Below are 25356 nucleotides of genomic sequence, written 5' to 3' on the forward strand. Positions count from 1 at the left end.
GACAGCATGACCATCAAAGTTGCCATCAATGGCTATGGCCGCATCGGCCGCAATGTCTTGCGCGCGTTTTATGAAGGCGGCAAGCAGCAGGATATCGAGATCGTCGCCATCAACGACCTGGGCGACGCCAAGTCGAATGCGCACTTGACGCGCTACGACACGGTGCACGGCAAGTTTCCCGGCGTCGTCACCATCGACGGCGACAATATGCTCGTCAATGGCGACCGCATCCGCGTCTTCGCGCAGCGCGACCCGGCCCTGATCCCCTGGGGCGAACTCGGCGTCGACGTGGTGCTCGAATGCACGGGTTTCTTCACCACCAAGGAAAAAGCCTCGGCGCATTTGAAGGGCGGGGCAAAGAAAGTCATCATTTCCGCGCCGGGCGGCAAGGACGTGGACGCCACCATCGTGTTCGGCGTCAACCAGCACGTCTTGAAAGCCTCGGATACGGTCATTTCGAATGCTTCGTGCACGACGAATTGCCTCGCGCCCTTGGTGAAACCGCTGAACGACGCCATCGGCATCGAATCGGGCCTGATGACCACCGTGCACGCCTACACGAATGACCAGGTGTTGTCCGATGTGATGCATGAAGACTTGCGCCGCGCCCGTTCGGCCACGCATTCGATGATCCCCACCAAGACGGGCGCGGCGGCCGCTGTCGGCCTCGTCTTGCCGGAACTGAATGGCAAGCTCGACGGCTTTGCTGTGCGCGTGCCGACGATCAACGTCTCGCTGGTCGACCTGTCCTTCATCGCCAAGCGCGATACCACGGTCGAGGAAGTCAACGCCTTGCTGAAAACGGCGTCGGAAGGCGCCTTGAAGGGCATTCTCACGTACCAGACGGAACCGCTCGTTTCCATCGATTTCAACCATAACCCGGCCTCGTCGAACTTCGATTCGACCCTGACCAAGGTTTCGGGCCGCCTCGTGAAAGTGTCGTCGTGGTACGACAACGAGTGGGGCTTCTCGAACCGCATGTTGGACACCACGGTCGCCCTGATGGCGGCCAAGTAAGAACGTAGTACCGCTGATCCAGCGCACCAGGACGGCCGGCCCACAAGGCCGGCCCTTGTAGCAGCACGAACTTTATAGAAAGCAGCACACCATGACCATGCAAGTACAGCAACGCGCCACCAAGATCGTTTCCACCATCGGCCCCGCTTCGAACGATATCGATACCCTGGTCCGCATGTTCAAGGCCGGCGTCGACGTCGTGCGCCTGAACTTTTCGCATGGCAAGGCGCAAGACCATATCGACCGCGCCCGCATGGTGCGCGAAGCGGCAGCCCTGTGCGGCCGCGAAGTGGCCATCATGGCCGACTTGCAAGGCCCGAAGATTCGCGTCGGCAAGTTTGAAGAAGGCAAGATTTTCCTGGAAAACGGCGCCAAGTTCATCCTCGACGCGAAATGGGGCGAAAACGGCGAACTGGGCAACATCGAGCGCTGCGGCCTCGACTACAAGGAATTGCCGCGCGACTTGCGCGCCGCTGACGTATTGTTGCTCAACGATGGTCTCATCGTCTTGACGGTGGACAAGGTCGTCGGCAGCGAAATCCACACGACGGTGAAAATCGGCGGTGAATTGTCGAACAACAAGGGCATCAACCGCCAGGGCGGCGGCTTGTCGGCCCCGGCCCTGACGGCGAAAGACATGGAAGACGTCAAGACGGCGATGAGTTTCCAGGCCGATTACGTGGCCGTGTCCTTCCCGAAAAACGCCACCGACATGGTCATGGCGCGCCAGCTGGCCAATATCGCGGGCGAAGCGTGGGACCACAAGCCGATGATGATCGCCAAGATCGAGCGCGCGGAAGCTATTCCTGCGCTGCAAGAAATTCTCGACGCGTCCGACGGCATCATGGTGGCCCGCGGCGACCTGGCGGTCGAGGTGGGCAATGCGGCCGTGCCGGCCCTGCAAAAGCGCATGATCAAGATGGCGCGCGCGTCGAACAAGTTGGCGATCACGGCCACGCAGATGATGGAATCGATGATCGTCAACGCCGTGCCGACCCGCGCGGAAGTGTCCGACGTGGCCAATGCCGTGCTCGATGGCACGGACGCCGTCATGACGTCGGCGGAAACGGCCTCGGGCCGCTATCCGATCGAAACGGTGGAAGCGATGGCCGCCATCTGCCTGGACGCGGAAAAGTGGGACACCTGCAAGCTGGACGCCGATTTCCTCAACGCCACGTTCTCGCGCATCGACCAGTCGATCGCCTACGGCGCCCTGTTTACGGCCCATCACTTGCGCGTAAAAGCCATCGCCACCCTGACGGAGTCGGGTTCCACGGCGCTGTGGATGAGCCGTTGCAACATCGACATCCCCATCGTCGCGCTGACACCGAGCGTGGGCACGCGCCGCAAGCTGGCCCTGTACCGCAACGTCAGCACCCTGGAATTGACGTCCGGCACGGACCGCGACAAGGTCTTGCAACAGGCGGAAGATTTGCTGGTGGAACATAAAGTCGTGGCCAAGGGCGATACCGTCGTGCTGACCTGGGGCGAGCCGATGGGCAAGGTCGGCGGCACGAACGCGCTGAAGATCATGAAGATCGGCCAGCACTGACCGCATCGCCGGCCGGCCGCCGCCTGCAGTCTTAAGAATGACTGAAAGCGGGGTGCCTGGCCGCCCATCGCAATGGCAGATGCCCGATTTGCCATTGCGATGCTCATATTTCCGTGTCAGCATGGTTTCCTGCCTTCCAAGGCGCTTCCGGAGTTCATGATGACTACCTACCTGCCGGCCCTGATCTGGTCCCTGTCGGCCTTCGCTTGTCTCTTCATCGCCAAACGCCGTTCCTTGAAAACAACTGCTCTCAGGGCCATCCTGGTGGTATTTCTGGGGCCGTTTGCCATTCCCCTCGTCCTGGCGGCCAAGTCCGGGAAACCCCGTCTGGCGTAACCGATCGCCACAGCAAGCGATACGCGCTGAACGGCCAGCCGCCGCGCTGAAACAACAGTTTGCCGGACGGGACGGGCGCCGGCATTGACGCCGCGGGCAATGATTTGTGATAATGAGAATTATTATCAATTGAGTCGCTTGCCTTGCGGCCGGCCATCGTCCTGGCCGCGCCTTGCCTTGAGCGCATCGGAGTCCCTAGTGAACATTGCGCAATCCGGCGAATCGATCGCAGTCATTTACAGCAATCACCACGGCTGGCTGATGCGCTGGCTGCGCGCCAAGCTGCAGTGCGCCGACCATGCGGCCGACCTGGCGCAGGATACCTTCGTGCGCCTGCTGACAGCGCCGCCGGAAGGCCGGCAGACCATGCGCGAGCCGCGCGCCTACCTGACCACCGTGGCGCAGCGCCTGCTGATCGACCATTACCGGCGCCTGTCGCTGGAGCAGGCGTGGCTGGAAACCCTGGCGCAGCAGCCCGATCTGCTGATGCAGTCGCCCGAGGAGCGTTTGCTGGTGCGCGAAGCCCTGCAGCGCATCGATGCCATGCTCGACGGCTTGCCGCCGCTGGTGCGCAATGCCTTTCTGCTGGCGCATGTCGACGGCCTTAGCTACAGTGAAATCGCCCGGCGCCTGGCCGTGAGCGAGCGCAGCATCAAGCGCTACATGGTGCAGGCGTTCGAGCGCTGCATCTTGCTGATCCTGTGAGCACCACCGGCACGGCGGCCATCGATCCCCGCGCCGCGCGGGCGGCGGCGCAATGGCTGGTGCGCCTGCACGCAGGCCCCTTGACTGCAGGCGAGCAGCAGGCGTTCCAGTCCTGGCGCGCCAGCGATCCCGCGCACGAAGCGGCCTGGCAGCGGGCCGAACTGGTGTGCAGCACCCTGGCCGGCGTGCCGCCCGCGCTGCGGCAGGCGGCGGACGCGGCGGCGCAATCGCCGCGGCGGCGTGCCGTCCTCTACGGCCTGGCCGGGCTGATCGCGGCCGCACCCGCGCTGTGGCTGGCCAGCCAGTCGGCGCCCTGGCAAGCGTGGCGCGCCGCGATCCGCACGGCGCGCGGTGAAATCCGGCATATGGCATTACCCGACGGCACGCAACTGGTGCTCAATACGGACACGGCCATCGACGTGCGTTTTGACGACGCGGCGCGGCTGGTGGCCTTGCATGCGGGCGAAATCCACGTTGCCACGGCGCATGATGCGGCCGTGCCGGCGCGACCGTTCCTCGTGCGCAGCAGCAATGGCACCGTACGCGCGCTGGGCACGCATTTCAGCGTGCGCCACCTTGGCAGCGTGCTGGCGCCGCGCACCGAGGTGGGCGTCAGCGAGGGTGCCGTCGAGATCGAGCCATCGCAGGCGCCCGACGGCTTGCGCACGATCAATGCGGGCCGGCAGGGCAGTTTCGACGACGTGGCCGTGTCCGCCTTGACGCCGTCGTCACCCCATGCGGACGCCTGGCTGCGGGGCGTGCTGATCGCCGAACGCATGCCGCTAGGGGAGGTGCTGGAACAGGTGGCGCGCTATCGCTATGGCGTGCTGCGCTGCGATCCGGCGCTGGCGGCCTTGCCCGTGGACGGCATTTTCCAGTTGAACGACCCGGACAACATCCTGCTATTGCTGCAGCGTTCCCTGCCGATCCGGCTGGCGCGCCGCACGCGCTACTGGATCAGTGTCGAGGCAGCCTGAAGAAATTATTTGCCGCTTGCCTGTCCCTTTTTTGAGATTGCTTCGTCATACAAGGTAGAGAACGAACAATCCGAACCATCGAAAGGGTTTTACATGGCTGTGCAGCACCGCTTATTTTCCCCGTGGACGCCGCTCGCGCTCCATCCCACCACGGGCGCCGTGCGCGCCGCGCTGGTCTTGCTGTTGGCCGTGGGCGCGGCTGGCGCCGGCTTGCCGCAGACAGCGCTGGCCTCTGAAGCCGGCCCGTCCGCAAGCGTGCGCGATTACAGCATTCCCGCCGGCAGCCTGCGCAGCGCCTTGGCATCGTTCGCCATCGCCGCCGGCGTGAACCTGTCCACCCAGGGCGTAGCACTGGACGGCCTGGCGACGCCGGGCTTGCAGGGGCGCCATGGCGTTGCCGCCGGCCTGCAAAAATTGCTGCAAGGCAGCGGCCTGGAAGTGACGGATGGTGGCAACGGCAATTATCTATTGCGCAAGATCAATACCAATACGGCCGATGGCGGCCTGGCCAGCATGCCCGCCGTCGTCGTCAGCGCCGAGGCGGACCGCGCCACGGAAGGTACGGGCTTGTATACCTCGCGCAATCTGTCGACGGCTACGGGCTTGAACCTGTCGCAGCGCCACACGCCGCAAACGGTCAGCGTCATTTCGCGCCAGCAAATGGAAGATTTCGATCTGACCACCCTGCAGGACGTGGCGCGCGCCACGCCCGGCCTGTACGGCAAGACGCAGGGCGTGTCCGACCAGGAAACCACGTATTTCGCGCGCGGCTTCGCCTTGAGCCACATCAATGTCGATGGCTTGCCGCTGGACGTCACGGGTTTCAATGAGCGCAACGTCTCCGCCGACATGCTGATGTACGACCGCGTGGAAGTGGTGCGCGGCGCCACGGGCCTGATGGAAGGGGCGGGCGCGCCGTCGGGCAGCATCAACATGATACGCAAGCGCCCGACGGCCACGCCCTTGCTGGACGCATCCATTCACCTGGGCAGCTGGAAGGACCGGCAATTGACGGTGGACGCCAGCAATGCCCTGAATGCGTCGGGCAGCGTGCGCGGGCGCGTGGCGGCCAGTCTGCGCGACAGCGACAGCTTCGTCGACGTGGTCAACAACAGGAACAGCACCGTGTATGCGATCGTCGAGGCGGATCTGACGCCGTCGACCACGGCCGGCATCGGCTTTTCGCGCCAGCACAGCCGCACCGACGGCGTGTTCGTCGGCTTGCCGACCTTGCCCGACGGCCGCCACATGGACTTGCCTCGCTCGACTTTCCTGAACAATGCCGATTCCTTCCAGAAGCGCGACAACAACGTCGTCTTCGCCGACCTGGAAACGAAGCTGGAGAAGGGCTGGCGCAGCCGCTTCGCCATCACGCATATCGACGCCTCGTCGAGCACGCGCAATACCACCAACGGCCGCGTCGCTGGCGAAACGTTTTTGCTGGAACAGTCGGAAACAGGCTGGAAGTACAACACGGAGCAAGTGGTGGCGGACTGGCGCTTGAGCGGCCCTGTCACCTGGTTCGGCCGCCAGCATGACGTCATCGTCGGCGCCAGCTACCGCCATGACGATTCGGACGCGGGTCAGAGCTGGGAAGGCGCGCAAACGCGCGTGTTCGATATCCGCCACTGGAATCCCCGCGCCTACCGCATGAGCGGCGCGCCGTTCGAGCCCTACAACTGGGGCCGCAAGACGGACGAGAAGGGGCTGTATGCGGCAGGCAACTTCAGCCTGGCCGATCCGCTGCGCCTGGTGCTGGGCGGGCGCTTCGGCTGGTATGCGCAGGATGTCACGGGCTGGTATGCCGCCAATCCGACGTGGCGCCGCGACCTGACGGAAAACGCGAAATTCACCCCGTACGCGGGCCTCGTCTACGACCTGGACCCGCATCACTCCGTGTATGCGAGCGGCACGCAGATCTTCCAGCCGCAAAGTGTGCTTGATGTCAAAGGCAATGGCTTGCCGCCGTTGAGCGGCACCAACCTGGAAGTGGGCGTCAAGGGCGAATATTTCGGCGGCAGGCTCAACGCCAGCGGCGCCTTGTTCCGCATCAAGCAAAACAACCGCGCAATGACCGATGAAGTCAATTGCCCCACGGGCGGCCCCATCTATTGCGCCCGCGCGGCCGGGCAGGTGCAGAGCGAAGGCGTCGACTTGCAATTGTCGGGCTCGCCATTGCCGGGCTGGCAGATCTCGGGTGGCTACACCCATGTGCTGGCCAAGTACACGAAGGACAGCGTGGCCGCGAATATTGGCCAACGCATTGCCACGGACGAGCCGAAGCAATTGTTCAAGCTATACACGAACGTGCAGCTGAGCGGCAGCCTGGCGCGCTGGAACCTGGGCGCCTCCGTGTATGCGCAGGACAAGATCGACCGCCGCGACAAGGCTTACCTGACGCAGCAGGGCGGTTACGCCATCGTCGGGCTGACGGCCGGCTATCGCATCAGCGAGCAGCTGCAGCTGCGCGCGAACATCGACAACGTGCTCGACCGCCGCTACTACCAGGCGCTCGGCTATTCCTGGTCCGGCGGGCTGGCGCGCTACGGCGCGCCGCGCAGCGTACTTGTCTCGCTGAACTACAAGATGTAGCCGTTGCGCCAGCGGAGCGCGCCCGTCCGGGCGCCTCTGCTACACTGCCGCCGTCTTTATCTTTCCACTTTGCCATGACCGCCATTCCTCTCCTCACGCCCCTGAAAAGCGCTTTCCAGCAATCGCGCGCCGAGAATAACATCGAGCTGATCCTGCCCGAACTGCTGGCCGCGCAATTGCACGTCGTCATCGGCGGGCAAAGCGAGCAGATCGACCTGTTCCTCGTGCCGTCGCCGAATCCCGAGCGCCGCTGCGTGACGGTGGCGGAAGATCCCGCCTTCCTGGCCGGCATCAATTTCCCCAAGATTCCCGTCACGGGCGCGCAGCTGCTCGCCTCGATTCCTCCCGAGATCGAGATCGTCCTGCTGCATGGCGATGGCGCCAATTACCTGACGCGCGAGCAACTGGCATGGTTCCGCGGCATGCTGGCGCAGAACGCTTGAGCGGTATTCCCGCCAGGCCTTGCAAGCCGGCGCGCGCCGAATGGATACGCTTTGCGCCGGCCGACGATGCCAGCTGCCATGCGGCGATGATGGCCAATATGCGCCCCGTGCTGTGGCGCAGCGTGCTGCTGGGGGGCTGCGTCCTGATCCTTGCCTTCATCGTGCAAGCCGTCTGGCGCGACGTGCCGTATGCGGGCGAGGCGGTGCTGCTGGGCCTGCCGGCGCTGACCGCCTGGATCGTCGGCGTGCTTTTTCTGCCGGGCCCCGATCTGTCTTTTCATGTCGAGATCAATGACGCGGGCGTGTTGCTGCGCCGGCTGGCGCGGGGCTTGCCCGGCCATGACAAGGTGCTGCAACTGACGCCGCAGCAGATGCGCGCGCTGGAGGTGGTCACTTACGCGGGCGCGGTGGATGTCTACCGCGGCGGACCGCCGATGGCGCGCGTGGAGCTGCTGCTGCACACGACCCTCGACGATTGCCCGCTGATCCGCGTGGTGGGCATGGATCTGCCCGTGCCGCAGCGCTGGTCGTTGCGGCAGATCAAGGACGAGCTGGGCCGCCGCTGTACACTGGCCGGTATCCCTGTGACCGAGCGCGCCGGTGCGACCTATCAGGCCTCTTCCGCCATACGCGCGCTGTGGCCGCCAGTCTGAACGGACGAGTGCTGTCGCATCGCGACCTCAGAATATTGCCTTTCTTGCTATAGTATTGCTGAAGTCCTATGAATATGTTCGCAAAGCAACTATACTCATGGCTCTTTAAAAAATCATCGTCACGCTGGCGGCCAGCCATCCGCGCCAGAGTTCGTACGCATTCCGCTTTTTCACTCTGTAAAAAGCACCTTTCCCCCGCGCGGCAGGCGCGGGCGTGATGACCGAGCCTTGCCCTGGTCGACTGCTACCGTTGTCATTTCCGCTGTGTTGCCGCTTTAGCAAAAGGCGTGGCGCCGGCGCGCGCGGTGCGCCGTCATGTTTTGCGACGTCACGTTTCACTCACCTTATGCCACGACAGTATGTTTAGTTCCATCTTTGCCGTATCGACCGATACCATGCAGTACATCTACGGCACGCACAACGCCTGGCTGGTGCTGTTTTCCATCGGCATCGCCATCTTTGCCTCCTTCATGGCCTTGCAGATCGCCGGCATGGCGCGCAGCAGCGAGCGCGGCTTCCAGCGCCAGACGGCCATCATCACGGGCGCCATCGCGCTCGGCGGCGGCATCTGGTCGATGCACTTCATCGGCATGCTGGCTTTCGACATCTGCACGCGCGTTTCCTTCGACCCCAGCCTGACCCTGCTCTCCATGCTGCCAGGCGTGGCCGCTTCGTGGGTGGCGCTGCACATGCTGGCGCGCCCGAGCATCAACTGGCGCCAGCTGGTGGTGGGCGGCGTGCTCGTCGGCGTGGGCATCGGTTCCATGCATTACAGCGGCATGGCCGCCATGCAGACGTCGCTGACCCTGCATTACCAGCCCTGGCTGTTTGCCCTGTCGCTGGTGGTGGCCGTCGTCATGGCCATGCTGGCGCTGTGGATACGCTTCGGCCTGAGCGCCATGCGTTTGCGCATGAGTCCCCTGGCGTCCTTGCTGGTCAGCAGTGCCGTCATGGGCTTGGCCATTTCCGGCATGCATTACACAGGCATGCTGGCGGCGCGCTTTTCCGGCACCCCCACGGCAGGCGACAACACGATCACGGTGCAAGCTTCGTTCGTGGCCCTGGCCGTGGCCCTGATCACCGTCACCCTGACGGTGTTTGTCGCCGCCGCGAACGGCTTGCTGCGCTACCGCCAGCTGCTGCGCCATGCGAGCGCCAGCGAATCGCGCCTGCGCGCCATCGTCGATACGGCGGCCGACGGCTTGATCACCATCGATGGCCAGGGCAAGGTGCGCTCCTTCAATCCCGCCGCGGAAAGCCTGTTCGGCTGGCGCGAAGCGGAGATCGTGGGGCGCGACGCCAGCGTGCTGCTGCAGCCGTCCGACGCGGCCGAATACGAGGGCTATCTGCGCGATTACCTGGAAACGGGCGCCTCGCGCATCCTCGACAGCGGACGCGAACTCGATGGCTGCCACAAGGATGGCGCCGTGCTGCCCATGCGTGTGGCGATCGGCAAGATTGACACGCCGGGCCAGCCCCTGTTCGTGGCGTTTGTCACGGACATGCGCTCGTCGCGCAGCATGGAGCAGGCGCTGAAGGACAGCGAGCGCCAGTACCGCACCCTGATCCGCAATATCCCCGGCGTGTCCTTCCACTGCAGCTTCGCGCCCGAATGGAAGATGATTTTCATCAGCGACGCCGTCTTCAACCTGACGGGCTGGATGCCGCAGGATTTCGTCGAGGGCCGTGTCAGGCTGTTCGACCTCGTGCACCCGGACGACCGCCAGCGCGTCAACGACACCTGCGTGCAGGCGGCCGGCGAAAAGCGCGACTTCGAGAACGTCTACCGCCTGATCCACCGCGACGGGCGCGAGCGCTGGGTGCGCGAAAGCAGCGGCCCCGTGCTCGACAACGACGGCGTGGTGCGCTGGATCGACGGCGTCATCCTCGACATCACGGAAAGCGAATTGCGCAACGCCGAGTACGAAGGCAAGGTGACGGCCATCTCGCGCGCGACGGCCGTCGCGGAATTCGACCTGCAGGGGCGTATCCTGGCGGCCAACGAGAACTTCCTCGACCTGATCGGCTACCGGTCCGACGACGTGCTGGGCTTGCACCACAGCATCTTCTGCGAACCGGGCTATGTGACCTCGCCCGACTACATCGCGTTCTGGCAGCACCTGGCGCAGGGTGAATTCAACACGGGCGAGTACAAGCGCATCGGCAAGGATGGCCGGGAAGTGTGGATACAGGCGTCGTACAACCCGATCTTCAATACGGACGGCAAGCCGTTCAAGGTGGTCAAGCTGGCCACCGACGTGAGCGAACGGCGCGCCATGCAGGAAAACCTGCGCGCCGCCAAAGACCGCGCCGAGCTGGCCGCGGAATCGAAGACCAGCTTCCTGGCCAACATGAGCCATGAAATCCGCACGCCGATGAACGCCATCATCGGTTTTACGGAAGTGCTGCTGGGGACGGCCCTGGACAGCCTGCAGCGCCGCCACCTGGGCACGGTGCGCCAGTCGGCCCGTTCCCTGCTTGAACTGCTCAACGACATCCTCGACACGGCCAAGCTGGAAAAAGGCGCCACCGAGCTGGAACTGGTGGACTTTTCGCTGCCGGACCTGGTCGACCACGTGGCCGCGTCGCTGCGCATCACGGCGCATGCGCGCGACCTGGTGCTGCATGTCGACATCGACCCGGGCATGGGCCAGTTCTTCCTGGGCGACGCGCGCCGGGTGCAGCAGGTGCTGACGAATTTGATCGGCAACGCCGTCAAGTTCACGGAAGTGGGCCATGTGCGCGTGGCCGTCGGCATGCAGGGCGAGCAGGTGCATATCGCCGTGCACGATACGGGCATCGGCATTCCCGCCGACCGCCTGGACAAGATCTTCGCCCCCTTTACGCAAGCCGATTCCTCGATGAGCCGCCGCTTTGGCGGCACGGGCCTGGGCACGACGATTTCGCTGCAGCTCGTCGAGCTGATGAAAGGCACCATCACGGTAGAAAGCACTCTTGGTGTGGGCAGCGTGTTCCACGTGCTGCTGCCGCTGGCGCCGGGCAAGGCCGTGGCGCGCCGCAGTGAGCAGCCCGTGGTGGCCTTGCCGCCGCTGCGCATCCTGGCGGCCGACGACGTGCCGCAGAACGTGGAGCTGCTCCTGATCAGCCTGGGCGCGGCCGGCCACCAGGTGATCGCCGCCAGCGACGGCGAGAGCGCCGTGCGCGAATTCGGCAAGGGCAGCTTCGACATCGTCCTGATGGACGTGCAGATGCCGCGCATGGATGGCCTGGAAGCGACGCGCCTGATCCGCGTGCACGAGCGCGAGCAGGGCTTGAAGGCGACGCCCATCATCGCCCTGACGGCCAGCGTGCTGGAACAGGACCGGCGCGCCGCGCAGACGGCCGGCATGAACGGTTTCGCTTCGAAGCCGCTGGAGATGCACAAGCTGACGGCGGAAATCGCCCGCCTGCTCGATATCGCCGTGGCCATGCCGCCGCCGGCGGCCGGCGCGGCGGCGCGCGCCGCCGCCGGCCAGGTGGACTGGCAGCGCGGCATCGCCCTGTGGGGCGGACGCGAAGCCCTGCAGCGGGCCATCGCGCGCTTCGTGCAGGCCAATGGCGACTGCGCCGCCATGCTGGCGGCGGAACTGGAACGGGGCGGCAGCAGCGTGGCGGGCCACCTGCTGCACCGTATCAAGGGCGCGGCGGGCAACCTGTGCCTGGTGCAGGTCGAAAGTCTGCTGGGGCGCATCGAACAAGCGATTGCGCGCCAGTTGCCGGTGACCGAATTGCTGGTGCAGCTGGCGGCCGCCTTCATGGCGCTGGCCGGCGAGCTGGAAGAGGCGGGCATGCCGGCCGTGGCCATGCAGGCGCCGGCCGCCAGCGCGCCCCTCGATGCAGCCGCCGCTGGCGCCTTGCTGCGGCAAGCTATCGCCAGCCTGGAAGGCGGGCAGCTGGACGACGCCTTGATGGCGCAGATCGCCGCCATGCTGGCGCCGCACGGCCAGCAGCCGCGCCTGCAGGCGCTGGCCAGCGCCATCGACGACTTTGAATTTGCGCGTGCCGCGGGCGTGCTGCGCCAGCTGCTGGCGTGGCTGGAAGCGCCAACGCCTGCCGACCTTTCCTGATATTGGGCTAACGATGACCTTACACGAAGACAAACCGATCCTGCTGCTGGTCGACGATGAAGCGACGAATCTGCAGGTGCTGCGCCAGATTTTGCAGGACGATTACCGGCTGCTGTATGCGAAGGATGGCGAGAAGGCGCTGGAACTGGCGCAGAACAACCCCGTCGAACTGATCCTGCTCGACATCATGATGCCCGCCATGACGGGCTATGAGGTGTGCCGCCAGCTGAAGGCCATGCCGGCCACCGCGTCCATCCCCGTCATTTTTGTGACGGCCCTGTGCGACGTGAAGGACGAGGCGGACGGCTTCGACGCGGGCGCCGTCGACTACATCACGAAACCCGTCAGCCCGCCCATCGTGCGCGCCCGCGTGCGCACGCATCTGTCGCTGGTGGACGCCGAGGAATTGCGCCGCTCGCGCCTGCAGGTGATCCAGACCCTGGGCCAGGCGGCCGAGTACAAGGACAACGAGACGGGCATGCACGTCATCCGCATGAGCTATTATGCGCGCCAGCTGGCGCTGGCGGCCGGCTACAGCGCGGGCAGGGCGGAAGACTTGCTCAACGCGGCGCCCATGCACGACGTGGGCAAGATCGGCATCCCCGACGCCATCCTGCAAAAACCGGGCAAGCTCGATGCGGACGAATGGAAAGTCATGCGCAGCCACGCGGAAATCGGCGCGGCCATCATCGGCGAGCACGCGGGCGGCCTCTTGAAAATGGCGCGCACCATCGCCTTGACGCACCATGAAAAATGGGATGGCAGCGGCTATCCGCAAGGCTTGAAGGGCGAGGAAATCCCCCACGAAGGCCGCATCGTCGCCATCGCCGACGTCTTCGACGCCCTCACCAGCGAACGCCCGTACAAGCGCGCCTGGACGGTCGACGAAGCCATCGCCACCATGCAGCGCGACAGCGGCACGCACTTCGACCCGCAACTGCTGGCGCTGTTCATCGAGCAACTGCCGGCCATGCTGGAAATCAAGGACAAGTGGCGCGAGCCGGCGTAGGGGAGGCAGGTCAGGGCGGATCCACGCGCAGGCGATCGGCCAGCAGGCGTGCACAGGCCGCGGTGTCGCCGAATCGCACGTGTTGGCACGCCATGTCGCTGCCCAGCTTGCTCATGTGGCGCGATGAAATGGCATACGCAAGTTTGCCGGGCTGGCGGCGCGATGGATACATGAAACCGTGAATCGCGCCGGCTTCCTGCGCAATGATCCGATCCAGCTGCCAGTCCAGCCATTGGCACCAGCCGTGATCGGGGCTGCGCAATTGGTCATAGATGCCCAGCCGGCTGGCGGCCAGGCCCGTCAGGTCGAGCAGTCGCAGTGGCACGCTGAATGACAGCGTCGCGATCAGCGCTTGTTGCGCATTGTGGTTGAGGTAAAAGGTGCCCGGGCGCGTGGCATCATTACGGCAAAGCTGGGCTTCCCAGGCTGCCGTGTAGGCATCGTCCGCGATATACACCCAGTGATAGGGGAAGCCGTGCGCATTGGCCAGCTCGGCGGGCGGACCGAAGCGGTAGGTCCGTTCAACCTTCGCCGGCCAGATGGATGCCGTGTTCCACGCCGCGCGCACGAGGGCCTGGCCGGCCTGAAGGATGATGATATTGCTCAATAATTCAGTGCGCAGCGATGCCAATGCCGGCAGGCGTGCGGCCATGTCTGGCGGAATTGGTGTTTCTTGCAGTTCAGACGTCATGCGGGACTAGCCTATGATGTCAGCCATCCCCCTATGCTGCCACTTTGCCGATGCCATGACCTTGCGTAATCTCTCGCTGGCCGGCAGATCCAGCAGCGCCTGCTGGCTGGGATGCACAGCGGGTCGCGTTTCAAACGATTTGCCTGCAAGCATCTCTGCTGGCGAAAGTTCGTTGAGTTCGTCTGCGCTGCTGATCCAGAAAGCATGGATTTCACTGCTCGGCTGGCCGGCCAGGATGGCCAGCACGGGCGCGATCAGTTCCGGCACGGGCTGTACAAATTGCCATGCTGGAAATTCCTTGCCGATACTGCGTCCCTTGGGCGTCACACAATAAAACCGCAGGCTTTCCACGGCGCGATACAGCGATGCTTGCGACAGTTCCACCCATCCCTGGCCAATGACTTCTGAAACCTTGAGTTTTGATGCAGGAAGTTGCAGCAGGATCGATGGCGGCGTGGCGACCAGCGAGGCGCGCGCCGCATGGAGCGCGCGCGTGGCCAGGTCGATCAGGCGCTCGCGCTCGGGACCGTGCGCCAGCATGTCGAGTTGCGCACCCACCAACTGCGAGAATTGTTCCACTGCCCGCAAGTCCCTATCTGTCCATTCCTGTCGGTCGGGCGCCAGGGTGCTGTGAGTCAGATGTGCTGTCATGTTCACTCCTCGGATAAATGCGGCTGACATCTCACTCACAAGATTATCATGTTTCGCAACTTTATCAAGCGAGCAGCGCACTTTTCCCGCATCAGGCAGCTGGATATGCGGCCGCGCGGTCATGGTCATTGCTTTCTTGCCTCTGGATTGGCACCGTGGCGATGCTGATGAGCAATGGCTGGAGGCAGGCAGGCCGGGTAGGTGGGATTGCGCAGGGTGCTGCTCCGCGCATCCGACCTGCGATGCCTTATGGCAAGCTGTCCGGCAGCCGCAAAATCCGCCGTATCTCCAGGATCGCCTGCGGGCTTTCCTGCACGCTGTGCCAGGACGGGATGACTTTTTCGGACAGCGCGCCGTCGAGGTGGGCGCTGGCATAGGGCACCACGCCGTCGCTTGATTCGGCCAGCGGCAGGTCCGGCGTGTCGTTGCCCATGATGGAGTAGTAGCGCACTTTCGGACTGATGGGCAGGTCGGCCACCAGGCGCACGAACGGGTCCTTGTCGCTGAGGTTATCGATGCTGTTGGGGATGCGCAGCGGTTCGCTGCTGCCCGTATCGAGCTGCGCCAGGCTGCCGGCCGCGTCGGACAACTGGTCGAGCATGGTGATCGGCAAGGTGACGAGGTTGGCGATCCAGCGCGCCACCTTGTGGTTGGCGAACGAGGTGCCGCGGTGCGGCGCGGCGATGAAGATGGCGCGGTTCACCTGCGGCATGGCCGTGAAATTCAGGTAGGGCGTCAGGCCCGCGCGCACTTTTTCCGCCTTCTTGCCCTTCAAATTGTATTCTTCCGTGATGGCGTCGAGCAGGGTGTTGCTGGCGTCGGACACCATCAGGCGCGCCAGCACGCCGCCCATGCTATGGCCGATCAAGACCATGTCGTTGGCGGCGTCCGCCTTGCCAGCCGGGTCGAACTGCGCCAGGGTGGCGGCAAGCGCCTGGCGGATGGCGGCGTTGTTGGCCGCCAGCGGTGCATTGCTCGGGTAGTACACTTGCCAGATCTGGTAGCGGCGGCGCAGCTGTTCATCGCCCATCAGTTCATTCGCCACGTTGATCCACGCTTCCGGGCTGCTGGCCAGGCCGTGCAGCATGACGATGGTGCGCTTGTTCGGGTCGTAGGGCTGCATCAGGTGCACCTGCGGGCGCGAAATGCCGTCAGCGCGGCCGAACAGGGTGCGCAGCGCCTGCACGCCGAAGCCGGAACGGGCCAGCCACAAGCCATAGCCGGCCGTGAAATTGGCGGCCACCGGCAATTCCTGGCCCGCCATGCGCGTCGATTCGCTGCGCGTCGGGTCGACCAGCATCACCAGCAGCTGCTGCGTGGCCAGCACTTCCTGCAGGCTGTTGCCGTCGAAGCGGATCAGCGCCGTGACGACGGGGAAGCGGGTTTCCTGGTAGGGCACATAGTCGCCTTTCGACGCCTGGGGCTTGGGCATGACGGCCACCAGGTCGGCGCCGAAGCCGTCGCGCCGGTACACATTGCGCAGGCCGGAAAACGACAGCGAGGTGGCCGGCAGCAGTTCTTCGGGCAAGGTGCCGTCCTCGGGCAGGCGCAGGGCCGACAATTCGCTGTCGATCTGCCAGCCGGCGACGCGGATCACATGGCCGTCCGGGCGGTATTCGCCGCGGTGGCGGAACAGGTTGCCGACGGCCTTTTGCACGGCATAGTTATAGTAGTCGCGGATCTGCGTCTGGCGTTCTTCGAAGGCGCGCTGGCCCGGCGTGCGCGTCGTGTAGAACAGGTAGGCATACGCATAGCGGGCCGATTCCAGCCAGGCGGCCAGCAGTTCGGCGCTGGCGTGGCCGCCCTGTTTTTCTTCCGCCAGCGCGCTTTCCAGCCACAATTCGGACAGGGTGGCCAGGCGCTGCTCGTCGCTGAGCAGCTCGGAGCGGGCCAGGTCGGCGCGGCAGCTGCCCGTATTGGCTTCGCAGGCGGCGATGTCGCTGCCGATGATGCGCAGCACCTCGCTGGCCGCGGCGCTCAATTTTCCCGTGGTGAGGATGTCGCCGCGCCGCTGCTGCAGGTAGTCGGCCGGCGAGATCGCGCTGACGGTGACGGCGGCGCAGCCGCTCAGGAGCGCCGCGGCGCACAGGAGGGCGCATACGCGCAGACGCCGCATCAGCATGGCCGGTCCGCGCCTAGAACGAGTAGACCAGGGTCAGCGACGTTTGCGTATCCGTGTTCTTCTTGTCGTCCGGTACGCGCGTGTCGTTGCGGGCGCTGAAGGCGGCCTTCATCTGCATGGTGCCGTTGATTTTCGTGCTGAGGGCCGTCTCGGCGATCGAGTGGGTGTTCGAGGTGCCCCGTTCCACGCTGATCGTTTGCGTAAACATGGCCGACTGGCTGATCTTCCACTTCATGGCGGCCGCGCCGCGCACCGTCAGGCCGTGTTCCGATTCGCCCGCGTCGTTGGTGCCGCTGAAATAGCCAGGACCGATTTCCACGTCGACGCTTTTGTCGCTCGACTGGTACCAGCGCGAGCCATGACCGACGGCCAGGGTCGAGTACTTGGTGTAGGCGCCGAACTTGTCGTTCACGTGCGAGGCCAGCACGAACAGTTTTTCATGGTCGGCCATCAGCTTGTAGGCGGCCTTGGCGGAGGCGGAAAAGCGTTCCGCCGAGCGTTCGCGCACTTTCTCGCCGTCGTCGTTCGTCGTTTCATCTTCCTTGAAGTAGCCGCTGAAGATGTACTGGTTGCTCCAGTCGTCGAGTTCCTGGCGCGCGTCGATCTTGCCCGTGACGGAGGTGCCGACCGTGTTGCCCGAGGTGGTGATGGCGCCCAGTTCGGCGGAAGTGCTCCAGCTACCGATGGGGATTTCATCGAACAGCATGCTTTGCTTGGTGTCTGCGGCGGCGGCGCTGCCGCAGTTGATGGCCAGCGCCAGTGCGAGAGAGTGGGTCGGTTTCATGGCTGTATTTGTCTGTGGCGCGCGCCGGGCGTGCCTGCTGTTCGTTAATGGCAGTGGTGGCTATGCAGGCCGCGGCAAGCCGGGAGGCGCCGATAAACCTGCGCACATGCGCGCGCGGGCGCGGCCAAAAATTGTCGAGGCTGTATTGTACCCGACCCTGCCATCGTTCGCCGCACGCGGCGGCGCGCATGAATGCTGCTATATTATGAGAAATATTGCAAACCTGGCATGCATGGATGATGACGATGAAAATGGCACGCAAGCTTGTTACTCTGATATGGCTGTGCGGTGCGGCGCCAGCGGGCGCGCAGGCACCCGAAGCGGTGCCGGTCCAGGGTCCTGGCCCGGCACCGCAACTGACGCAAACGATGATACGCGATGCCGTGCGCGCCGTGCTGGAGGAAGAGGCGCAGGTGCGCGACTCTTTGCCGCAGCCTGCCATGCAGCAGGTGACGATACGCGCTGACAGAAAATATGAGCAGTTTGCCGCCGCCTTTGCCGAAGCGAAGGTGCCAGACTGCCTGCACGCCGATGGCTTGAAGCGCCAGCCCACCGGCATCGGCCCGCTCGCCATCGGCGGCGTATATGCCTTGCCCTTCGTGGCGATCGCCAAACTGCGCGGAAAATGTAACTAGCCGGGGAACACCGCCCGGCGGGGCTGGCAAGTGGCGCGCGCCTGGCGTATGCTGCGCATGTTTGCTGTCCCGCTCTTTACAAGGAATTCCCGTGCGCTGCCTGGTCATCGAAGACGAAGCTGAAACTTCCCGCTATATCTGTGCCGGCCTGCGCGAGGCTGGCCACGACGTCACCGCCTGCGACAATGGCATCGACGGCATGCGCCTGGCCTGCGGCGAAGACTGGGATGCGCTGGTGCTCGACCGCCTGCTGCCCGGCGAGATCGATGGCCTGGCCATCGTCGCGCGCCTGCGCGGCATGGGCCGCAACACGCCCGTGCTGGTGCTGTCGGCCCTGTCCAGCGTCGACGAGCGCGTGCGCGGCTTGCGCAGCGGCGGCGACGATTACCTGTCGAAACCGTTCGCCATTGCCGAGCTGCTGGCGCGCATCGAGGCGCTGCTGCGGCGCGCCGCGCCCGTGCCCGAATCGACGCAGCTGCAGGTGGCCGACCTGGTGCTCGACATGCGCACCATGCGCGTGACGCGCGCCAACCGGCAGATCGCCCTGCAGCCGCGCGAATTCCGCCTGCTCGAATACCTGATGCGCCACCAGGGCCAGTCCGTCACGCGTGCCATGCTGCTCGAAGCCGTGTGGGACTACCATTTCGACCCGCAGACCAACGTCATCGACGTGCAGGTGAGCCGCTTGCGCACCAAGGTGGACAAGGAATTTTCGCCGCCGCTGATCCACACGGTGCGCGGCGTCGGCTACACCCTGGGCGTGATCGACAGTGCGTAACTGGCACCGCTCGATCGCGGCCCGCCTGGCGCTCGGCTATGGCGTGCTGGTGGTCGTCTCGATCAGCATCGTCTGCGCCGTCTTCTATTTCGGCACCATCGGCGTGCTCGATCGCAGCGTGGACCGCAAGCTGACCCTGCTCTCGGAGCGCCTCGCCGCCCTGTACCAGCAGGACGATGCCAGCCGCACGACGGCGGAAATCGCCCATTTGCTGACCGACCGCACCGACAGCGACACGGAAATCTTCCTGCTGGTGGGCGCCGACGGCCGCCGCGTGGCGGGCAATCTGTCGTCCTGGCCCGACGTGGGCAGCCCCGTGGGCCGTTTGCTGCACCGCGACGTCACGCGCGAAGGACGCCGGGTGCCCGCGCGCATGCTGATCCGCGACCTGGAGGGCGGCGCGCGCCTGTTCGTCGGGCGCGACATGGAAGAGGGCAAATCGATCCGCACTCTGGTGCTGCGCTCGCTGGCCTATGGCGGCGGCGTGGCCATCCTGCTGGTGGTGGCGGGCGCGTGGCTGTTTCGCCGCCAGCTCGAGGCGCGCATCGGGCAGATCCGCCGCACGGCAGGGGAAATCGAGGCGGGCGACCTGAGCCGGCGCATTCCCGTCTCCAGCGAGGATGAATTCGGTTTGCTGAGCCGCGACATCAACCGCATGCTCGACCGTATCGAACATTTGATGGAAGGCGTGCGCCACGTGTCGAACGCCATCGCGCACGACTTGCGCACGCCGCTGGCGCGCATCCGCAACAAGCTCGATGGCGCCTTGCGCCAGCATCAGGACGTGGCCGGCTACGAGAGTGCGGCGCAGGCGGCCATCGACGACATCGACGACCTGACGCGCGTGTTCGACAAGCTGCTGCAGATCGCGGCGGCCGAATCGGGCATGCGCCCGGAGAATTTCGACGACATCGACTTGCAGCAGATCGGCGCCGACATCGTGGAAATGTACGAAGCCACGGCCGACGAGCAGGGCGTGCTGCTGGTGCAGATGTATGGCGAAGGCGTGCCGGCGCGCGGCGACCGCAATCTGCTGGGCAGCGCCCTGGCCAGCCTGGTCGACAACGCCATCAAGTACGCGGGCCCGGGCGCCACGGTGGAAGTGTCGGCCGGCAGCGATGAGCGGGGATGCTGGCTGGCCGTGCGCGACAACGGCCCCGGCGTGCCGACGGAAGAATTGCCGAAGCTGACGCAGCGCTTTTACCGGCTCGACAAGAGCCGCCACTTGCCCGGCAATGGCCTGGGCCTGTCCATCGTGGCGGCCATCGCGGCCCTGCATGGCGGCAGCCTGGATATCGAGGATGCGGCGCCGGGCCTGCGCCTGCGCTTGCGGCTGCTGCGCTAGGCTGCCAGTGCCCGTGGCATATCCGCACATTACCAACTTGTAACCCCCTTCATTTTCACCTCCCCCTATCATCCGCTCTACCCCGCGTAGAGCGGCTGCGTGCGCGCAGCGGCCCGTGCCGGGCTGCCTGCGGCCGTCGCCGCGTCCCGTTCAGTAGAGCCGTTTCATGCATACATTTACCGCCACCGGCGACAACGCCGCGCCGCAACCGGCGCCACTGCGCCAGCATGGCCACCGGATCAAGGCGGCGCTGGGCGCGCTCGTGTTTCCCCTGCAGCGCGCGCGCTGGCAAGCGGTCATCGCCGCGACGCCGGGCCTGGCGGCGCTGGCGCAAGCCCATCCCAGCCTGCGCTACAAGATCTATCGCCCCTACGCCAGCCGCCAGCTGGGCTGCGCGGCGAGGGTGGACCTGCTGTGCGGGCATTACCGCTTTCTGTGGCAGGCGGGCGCGCGGCCGCTGGTGGAATACGCGGCGCGGCGCGCGCTGGTGCTGGCCACCATCGAAGGCAAGGACGGCGCCAGCTACCGCTTGCAGCTGACGGCCATCCACGACAGCCACCGCGAAGGGGAGCTGTGCCTGCGCCTGACGCGCGACGGCGTGCCGCTGTACCTGGCCAGTTTCCTGTTCCGGCCCCAGCCTGGCGGCGCCGTCATTCAGCTGGGCGCCTTGCAGGGCTTGCGCTCGCCCGCCGGCGCGCAGGCGGTGAAGGAGGCCACGCGGGCGCTGCACGGCTGCCGGCCGAAAAACCTGATGGTGGCCGCCTTGCGCGACCTGGGCGACTTTTTCGGCTGCGGCCACCTGGACCTGGTCAGCAACGCCAACCGCATCGCGCTGAACTGGCGCCGGCGCCGCCATATCTCCTGCGATTACGACCTGGCGTGGCAGGAACTGCATGCGCTGCCCACCAGCGACGGCAATTACCGCCTGCCTTGCGGCCCTTGCCGGATGCCGGAGCTGGAGCTGGTGCCGTCGAAAAAGCGCGCCGATGCGCGCCGCCGCGGCGCCATGCTGGTGCAGCTGGCGGCCGACATGCGCTGGCAATTGGCGGCCCTGCTGCAGGCGCAATGACGGCGCAGGGCGGGGTTTCTTGACCTGCGCGGCTTTTTTGCCGGGCAGCCCGGCGCAATCGGCGCGATCGGCGTATACTTGCTGGCGTTGTTAACCTGAAGCCAGTCATCCCATGCCAGCACAATTTCCCACTTCGCGCATGCGCCGCTTGCGCGCGACCCCGCAACTGCGCGAGCTGTTCCGCGAAACCGAGATCAATCCGCGCGACCTGGTCCTGCCGATCTTCGTCGACGAAGGCAGCAGCGAATTCATCGACATCAAGTCCATGCCCGGCGTGCGCCGCATTCCCGAAGCGAAGCTGGCGCAGGAAGTCGAGCGCTATGCGCGCGCCGGCCTGCGCTCCGTCATGACCTTCGGCATTTCGCACCACAAGGACAGCCACGGCACGGACACCCTGAATCCGGACGGCCTGGTGGCGCGCATGTCGCGCATCATCAAGGACGCCGTGCCGGAAATGGTGGTCATGTCCGACACCTGCTTCTGCGAATACACGGACCACGGCCATTGCGGCATCCTGCATGGCGACACGGTCGACAATGACAGCACGGTGCTCAACCTGGGCAAGCAGGCCGTCATCGCCGCTCAGGCGGGCGCCGACATCATCGCCCCGTCGGCCGCCATGGATGGCCAAGTGGCGGCCATCCGCGGCGCGCTCGACGCGGCCGGCTTCCACGACACGCCCGTGATGGCGTATTCCACCAAGTTCGCCTCCGGCCTGTATGGCCCGTTCCGCGACGCGGCCGGCAGCACCCTGAAGGGCGACCGCAAGACCTACCAGATGGACCCGATGAACCGCCGCGAAGCGGTGCGCGAGTCGCTGATCGACGAAGCCGAAGGCGCCGACGCGCTGATGGTGAAACCGGCCGGGGCGTACCTGGACATCATCCGCGACCTGCGCGAAGTGACGCGTTTGCCGATCGGTGCCTACCAGGTCAGCGGCGAATACGCGATGATCAAGTTCGCCGCCCAGGCAGGCGCCATCGACGAGCGCCGCGTGGTGCAGGAAACCCTGGGCGCCATCAAGCGCGCTGGCGCGGACATGATTTTTACTTACTTCGCGATGGATGTGCTGAATAATCCGTACTAAGTAAACACGGGGCAGGGCGGCCGCCTTTTCAGCTATCATGGCGCGCTGCCCAACCTGAATTTGCTTATGCCCCTGAAAATCTCCCGCATCCTGCACGCCGGCTATGTCTTCGAATGCGAAGGCACGGCCATCGCCTTCGATCCCATCGTCGAAAACCCGTTCAGCCGCAACTGCCACGCGTTTCCGCCCGTGCGCTTCGACCTGGACGCCGTGCGCCGGCTGCGCTGGGATGCCGTCTTCATCTCGCACTTCCACGACGACCACTGCTCGCTCGACAGTCTCGATGCGCTCGATCGCGCCACGCCCATCTACCTGTACTGCGTCTTCGACGAACTGTTCGCGATGCTGCGCGCGCTCGGTTTTACGCGGGTAGAGAAGCTGCACGTGGACGTGCCCGTGCAGGTGGGCAGCATGGAGGTGATCCCGCGCCGCGCGCTGGATGACGACGTCGACTCGCTGTTCCAGGTGCGCGCAGCGGGTTTGAATGTGCTCAACGTCGTCGATTCCTGGATCGGCCCCGAGACACTGGCGCAGCTGGCCGCCTTTGCGCCCTGGGACATGGTGCTGTGGCCATTCCAGACCATGCGCGAGATCGCCGTCATCGCACCGTCGCAGGCGGCGCGGGGCCCGGTGGAACTTCCCGACGACTGGGTGCCGCAGCTGCGCGCGCTGGCGCCCCGTTACCTCGTGCCCAGCTCTTGCCAGTTCGTGCAGGAAGACTGGTCCTGGTACAACCATGCGATGTTCCCGATTACCTACCGCCGCTTTGCCGATGAAATGGGCGCCGCGCTGCCCGAGACGCACATCTTCCGCCTCGATCCATCGACGGCCGTGCTGCTCGATGCGCACGGCATGGCGCCGGCCGCGCCGCTGCCCTGGGTCATTCCCGTGGGGCCGCAGGACGTGGATTTCGACTACCGCCCGGAGGCGCTTGCGCCCGCCACGGCGGACATCGCCCGCCGTTTCGCGCCCTTGAACGATGCCGACACGGCGCTGGTGCTGGACTTCTGCCATCGCGGCTTGCTCGAACGCTACCGCGACATGGAGCTGCCCGAGGACAGTTATTTCCAGGCCCCGCGCGTGTGGCGCCTGGCGCTGTACGGCCATGACGGCGCGGCCACCATCCTGCATTACCGCACGCATGGCGACTTGATCGACCTCGTGCCGGACACGGGCGAGGCGCCGGGCTGGACGACGCAAGTGCCGCTGGTGAAATGCCACGCGGCGCTGGTGCTCGGTGAATCGCTGACGTCGATGTACATGCGCATCAACGATGGTCCTTTCGACGAAGCTACGCGCGCCGAACTGGTGGAAGCGGACACCGTCGACGATCCCTTGATCCGTTGCCTGTTCAACGACGCCATCGGCGCCTATCAGGCGGCGCAGCTCAAGCGCTTGCTGGCCCGCTGAAGAAAATCGCGCGACAGGGTAAGATAAACGATTAATCCCAGTATCTCAGAGCAAGGAATGATCAACATGACACAAAACAAGGAAACCGCGATCCTGGCCGGCGGCTGCTTCTGGGGCGTGCAAGACTTGCTGCGCCGCTATCCGGGCGTGATCGCCACGCGCGTGGGCTACAGCGGCGGCGACGTGGCCAACGCCACCTACCGCAACCATGGCACGCATGCGGAAGCGATCGAGATCATTTTCGACCCGAACACCATCAGCTACCGCAAGATCCTGGAATTTTTCTTCCAGATCCACGACCCCAGCACGGAAAACCGCCAGGGCAATGACCGCGGCACCAGCTACCGCTCGGCCATCTTTTATACCAGCGATGAGCAAAAACGGGTGGCCGAGGACACGATCCGCGACGTCGACGCTTCCGGCCTGTGGCCCGGCAAGGTGGTGACGGAAGTGGCGCCGGCCGGCCCGTTCTGGGAAGCGGAACCGGAGCACCAGGATTATCTGCAGCGCTTGCCGCACGGCTACACTTGCCATTACATCCGGCCGGACTGGGTCTTGCCGCAACGCGGGCAGTAAGGAGCCGGGCATGCGTTACTGGCGCGTCGAGCGGCCGCCGGCGGAAGGGCAGCTGGACTTCGGGCGTACCCTGGAGCTGATGGCGGCCATCGGCCATGCGGACGTGAACGCCGTCGCCGGGGCCATCCTGAAGACGGTCAGCACGGTCGCGCCCATTGCCCAGTGCACGATCTTTGCCTATGAATTCGGCAACCGTCCCCGCACCGTCGCCGTGGCCGACCGGCGCGGCGGGCGCTTTTTGCAGGATATCGCCGACAGCTACGCCCGCCATTACTATGCGCTCGATGGCAACCAGCGCGTGATCGCCCCGGCGCCGGGGCGGAAAATCGATCCCGCCATCGTGCTGCACCAGCAGGCCAGCGACGAGATCGACCATCCCGGCTACCGCGCCGTCTGCTACCAGAAGCCGAATGTGTCGGACCGCCTGTCCCTGCTGCTGCAGCCGGCCGGCGATATCTGGCTGTCCGTCAATTTCTACCGCGACAGCAGCCAGGGCCAGTTCCAGCCCGGCGAAGTGGCGGGCATCGAAACCCTGTCACCGCTGTTTGCCCATGCCGTCAAGCATCACTACAGTTTGAAGGGCCAGGCCACGCAAGGCGTCGCGCCGCTGATGCTGGCAAGGCTGCGCCAGCATTGCCCCGCCTTGAGCAAGCGCGAACTGGACGTGCTGCGCTGCGTGCTCGAAGGTCTCACGGCTGTGGAAATTGCCGAGACCATGGGTGTGCAGCCATCGAGCGTCATCACCTACCAGAAGCGCGCCTATAAACGCCTGGGCATTTCCAGCCAGCGGCAACTGTTTGCGCTATGCATGGCGCCAGCCCCTTAGTCCTTTTGGCGTAGGGCTGGCTTCGCCTTTT

General features: G+C 65.2%; 22 protein-coding genes. 18 read left to right on the forward strand and 4 right to left on the reverse strand.

The features are described from left to right. Positions 1-6: 6 nt before the first annotated feature. From gap to O0879_RS03045, 10 genes are all read left to right on the forward strand, one after another. Positions 7-1017, forward strand: coding sequence for a type I glyceraldehyde-3-phosphate dehydrogenase (gap, locus tag O0879_RS03000; protein WP_099667765.1), 1011 nt, complete (start codon positions 7-9; stop codon positions 1015-1017). 91 nt (positions 1018-1108) lie between these two features. After that, on the forward strand, positions 1109-2569 hold the full coding sequence (gene pyk, locus O0879_RS03005; RefSeq protein ID WP_083292642.1) for a pyruvate kinase: 1461 nt from the start codon (positions 1109-1111) through the stop codon (positions 2567-2569). A 156-nt stretch (positions 2570-2725) separates the two neighbouring features. Then, a complete protein-coding gene (locus O0879_RS03010; protein WP_289914548.1) occupies positions 2726-2905 on the forward strand; it encodes a hypothetical protein in 180 nt (59 codons plus the stop codon). Between the two features lie 198 nt (positions 2906-3103). Beyond that, complete coding sequence (locus tag O0879_RS03015) at positions 3104-3610, forward strand: sigma-70 family RNA polymerase sigma factor (protein WP_289914549.1); 507 nt, start codon at positions 3104-3106, stop codon at positions 3608-3610. Next, positions 3607-4587 (forward strand): FecR family protein, encoded by a 981-nt coding sequence (locus O0879_RS03020; RefSeq protein WP_289914550.1) that lies wholly within the window; start codon positions 3607-3609, stop codon positions 4585-4587. The genes O0879_RS03015 and O0879_RS03020 overlap by 4 nt, the downstream gene beginning before the upstream one ends. 93 nt (positions 4588-4680) lie before the next feature. Beyond that, the gene (locus tag O0879_RS03025) at positions 4681-7179 is read left to right on the forward strand and encodes a TonB-dependent receptor (protein WP_289914551.1); all 2499 of its coding nucleotides are present in this window, start codon (positions 4681-4683) and stop codon (positions 7177-7179) included. Positions 7180-7253: 74 nt separating this feature from the next. After that, positions 7254-7622 (forward strand): hypothetical protein, encoded by a 369-nt coding sequence (locus tag O0879_RS03030; RefSeq protein ID WP_099667770.1) that lies wholly within the window; start codon positions 7254-7256, stop codon positions 7620-7622. Next, entirely contained in the window at positions 7619-8275 is a 657-nt protein-coding gene (locus O0879_RS03035; RefSeq protein ID WP_289914552.1) for a hypothetical protein, read from the forward strand. Before O0879_RS03030 ends, O0879_RS03035 begins: the two co-directional genes overlap by 4 nt. Before the next feature lie 359 nt (positions 8276-8634). Beyond that, the gene (locus tag O0879_RS03040) at positions 8635-12342 is read left to right on the forward strand and encodes a PAS domain S-box protein (protein WP_289907157.1); all 3708 of its coding nucleotides are present in this window, start codon (positions 8635-8637) and stop codon (positions 12340-12342) included. A 13-nt stretch (positions 12343-12355) separates the two neighbouring features. Then, the gene (locus tag O0879_RS03045) at positions 12356-13351 is read left to right on the forward strand and encodes an HD domain-containing phosphohydrolase (protein ID WP_289897706.1); all 996 of its coding nucleotides are present in this window, start codon (positions 12356-12358) and stop codon (positions 13349-13351) included. 10 nt (positions 13352-13361) lie between these two features. Here the strand turns inward: O0879_RS03045 and O0879_RS03050 are convergent, their stop codons facing one another. The 4 genes from O0879_RS03050 to O0879_RS03065 form a co-directional block, all read right to left on the reverse strand. Further along, on the reverse strand, positions 13362-14042 hold the full coding sequence (locus tag O0879_RS03050) for an RES family NAD+ phosphorylase (protein ID WP_289914553.1): 681 nt from the start codon (positions 14040-14042) through the stop codon (positions 13362-13364). 6 nt (positions 14043-14048) lie between these two features. Then, complete coding sequence (locus O0879_RS03055; protein ID WP_289910214.1) at positions 14049-14822, reverse strand: hypothetical protein; 774 nt, start codon at positions 14820-14822, stop codon at positions 14049-14051. A gap of 118 nt (positions 14823-14940) precedes the next feature. Further along, positions 14941-16815: an alpha/beta hydrolase gene (locus tag O0879_RS03060; RefSeq protein ID WP_289914554.1), complete on the reverse strand. Its 1875-nt coding sequence runs from the start codon at positions 16813-16815 to the stop codon at positions 14941-14943. A 13-nt stretch (positions 16816-16828) separates the two neighbouring features. After that, positions 16829-17599: a DUF481 domain-containing protein gene (locus O0879_RS03065; RefSeq protein ID WP_289914555.1), complete on the reverse strand. Its 771-nt coding sequence runs from the start codon at positions 17597-17599 to the stop codon at positions 16829-16831. Between the two features lie 245 nt (positions 17600-17844). Here O0879_RS03065 and O0879_RS03070 point away from each other — a divergent pair, with 245 nt between their 5' ends. The 8 genes from O0879_RS03070 to O0879_RS03105 all read left to right on the forward strand — a co-directional run bounded on the left by O0879_RS03070 (position 17845) and on the right by O0879_RS03105 (position 25325). Next, positions 17845-18234, forward strand: a complete 390-nt coding sequence (locus O0879_RS03070; protein WP_289914556.1) for a hypothetical protein — start codon at positions 17845-17847, stop codon at positions 18232-18234. A gap of 91 nt (positions 18235-18325) precedes the next feature. After that, entirely contained in the window at positions 18326-19012 is a 687-nt protein-coding gene (locus O0879_RS03075; RefSeq protein ID WP_034785794.1) for a winged helix-turn-helix domain-containing protein, read from the forward strand. Further along, positions 19005-20357, forward strand: a complete 1353-nt coding sequence (locus O0879_RS03080) for a HAMP domain-containing sensor histidine kinase (RefSeq protein WP_289914557.1) — start codon at positions 19005-19007, stop codon at positions 20355-20357. The genes O0879_RS03075 and O0879_RS03080 overlap by 8 nt, the downstream gene beginning before the upstream one ends. Before the next feature lie 166 nt (positions 20358-20523). Continuing rightward, complete coding sequence (locus O0879_RS03085; protein WP_289914558.1) at positions 20524-21426, forward strand: DUF535 family protein; 903 nt, start codon at positions 20524-20526, stop codon at positions 21424-21426. Positions 21427-21538: 112 nt separating this feature from the next. Continuing rightward, complete coding sequence (gene hemB, locus O0879_RS03090) at positions 21539-22513, forward strand: porphobilinogen synthase (RefSeq protein ID WP_099667779.1); 975 nt, start codon at positions 21539-21541, stop codon at positions 22511-22513. A 66-nt stretch (positions 22514-22579) separates the two neighbouring features. Next, positions 22580-23923 carry an MBL fold metallo-hydrolase gene (locus O0879_RS03095; RefSeq protein ID WP_289914559.1) on the forward strand — a complete coding sequence of 448 codons (1344 nt, stop codon included), beginning with the start codon at positions 22580-22582 and terminating at the stop codon, positions 23921-23923. A 66-nt stretch (positions 23924-23989) separates the two neighbouring features. Continuing rightward, positions 23990-24499 (forward strand): peptide-methionine (S)-S-oxide reductase MsrA, encoded by a 510-nt coding sequence (gene msrA, locus O0879_RS03100; protein WP_289907166.1) that lies wholly within the window; start codon positions 23990-23992, stop codon positions 24497-24499. A 10-nt stretch (positions 24500-24509) separates the two neighbouring features. Then, positions 24510-25325: a helix-turn-helix transcriptional regulator gene (locus tag O0879_RS03105; RefSeq protein WP_289907167.1), complete on the forward strand. Its 816-nt coding sequence runs from the start codon at positions 24510-24512 to the stop codon at positions 25323-25325. Positions 25326-25356: the final 31 nt, after the last annotated feature.

It is taken from the genome of Janthinobacterium sp. SUN120, from assembly GCF_030397735.1.
GTDB classification, from domain to species: domain Bacteria; phylum Pseudomonadota; class Gammaproteobacteria; order Burkholderiales; family Burkholderiaceae_D; genus Janthinobacterium; species Janthinobacterium kumbetense.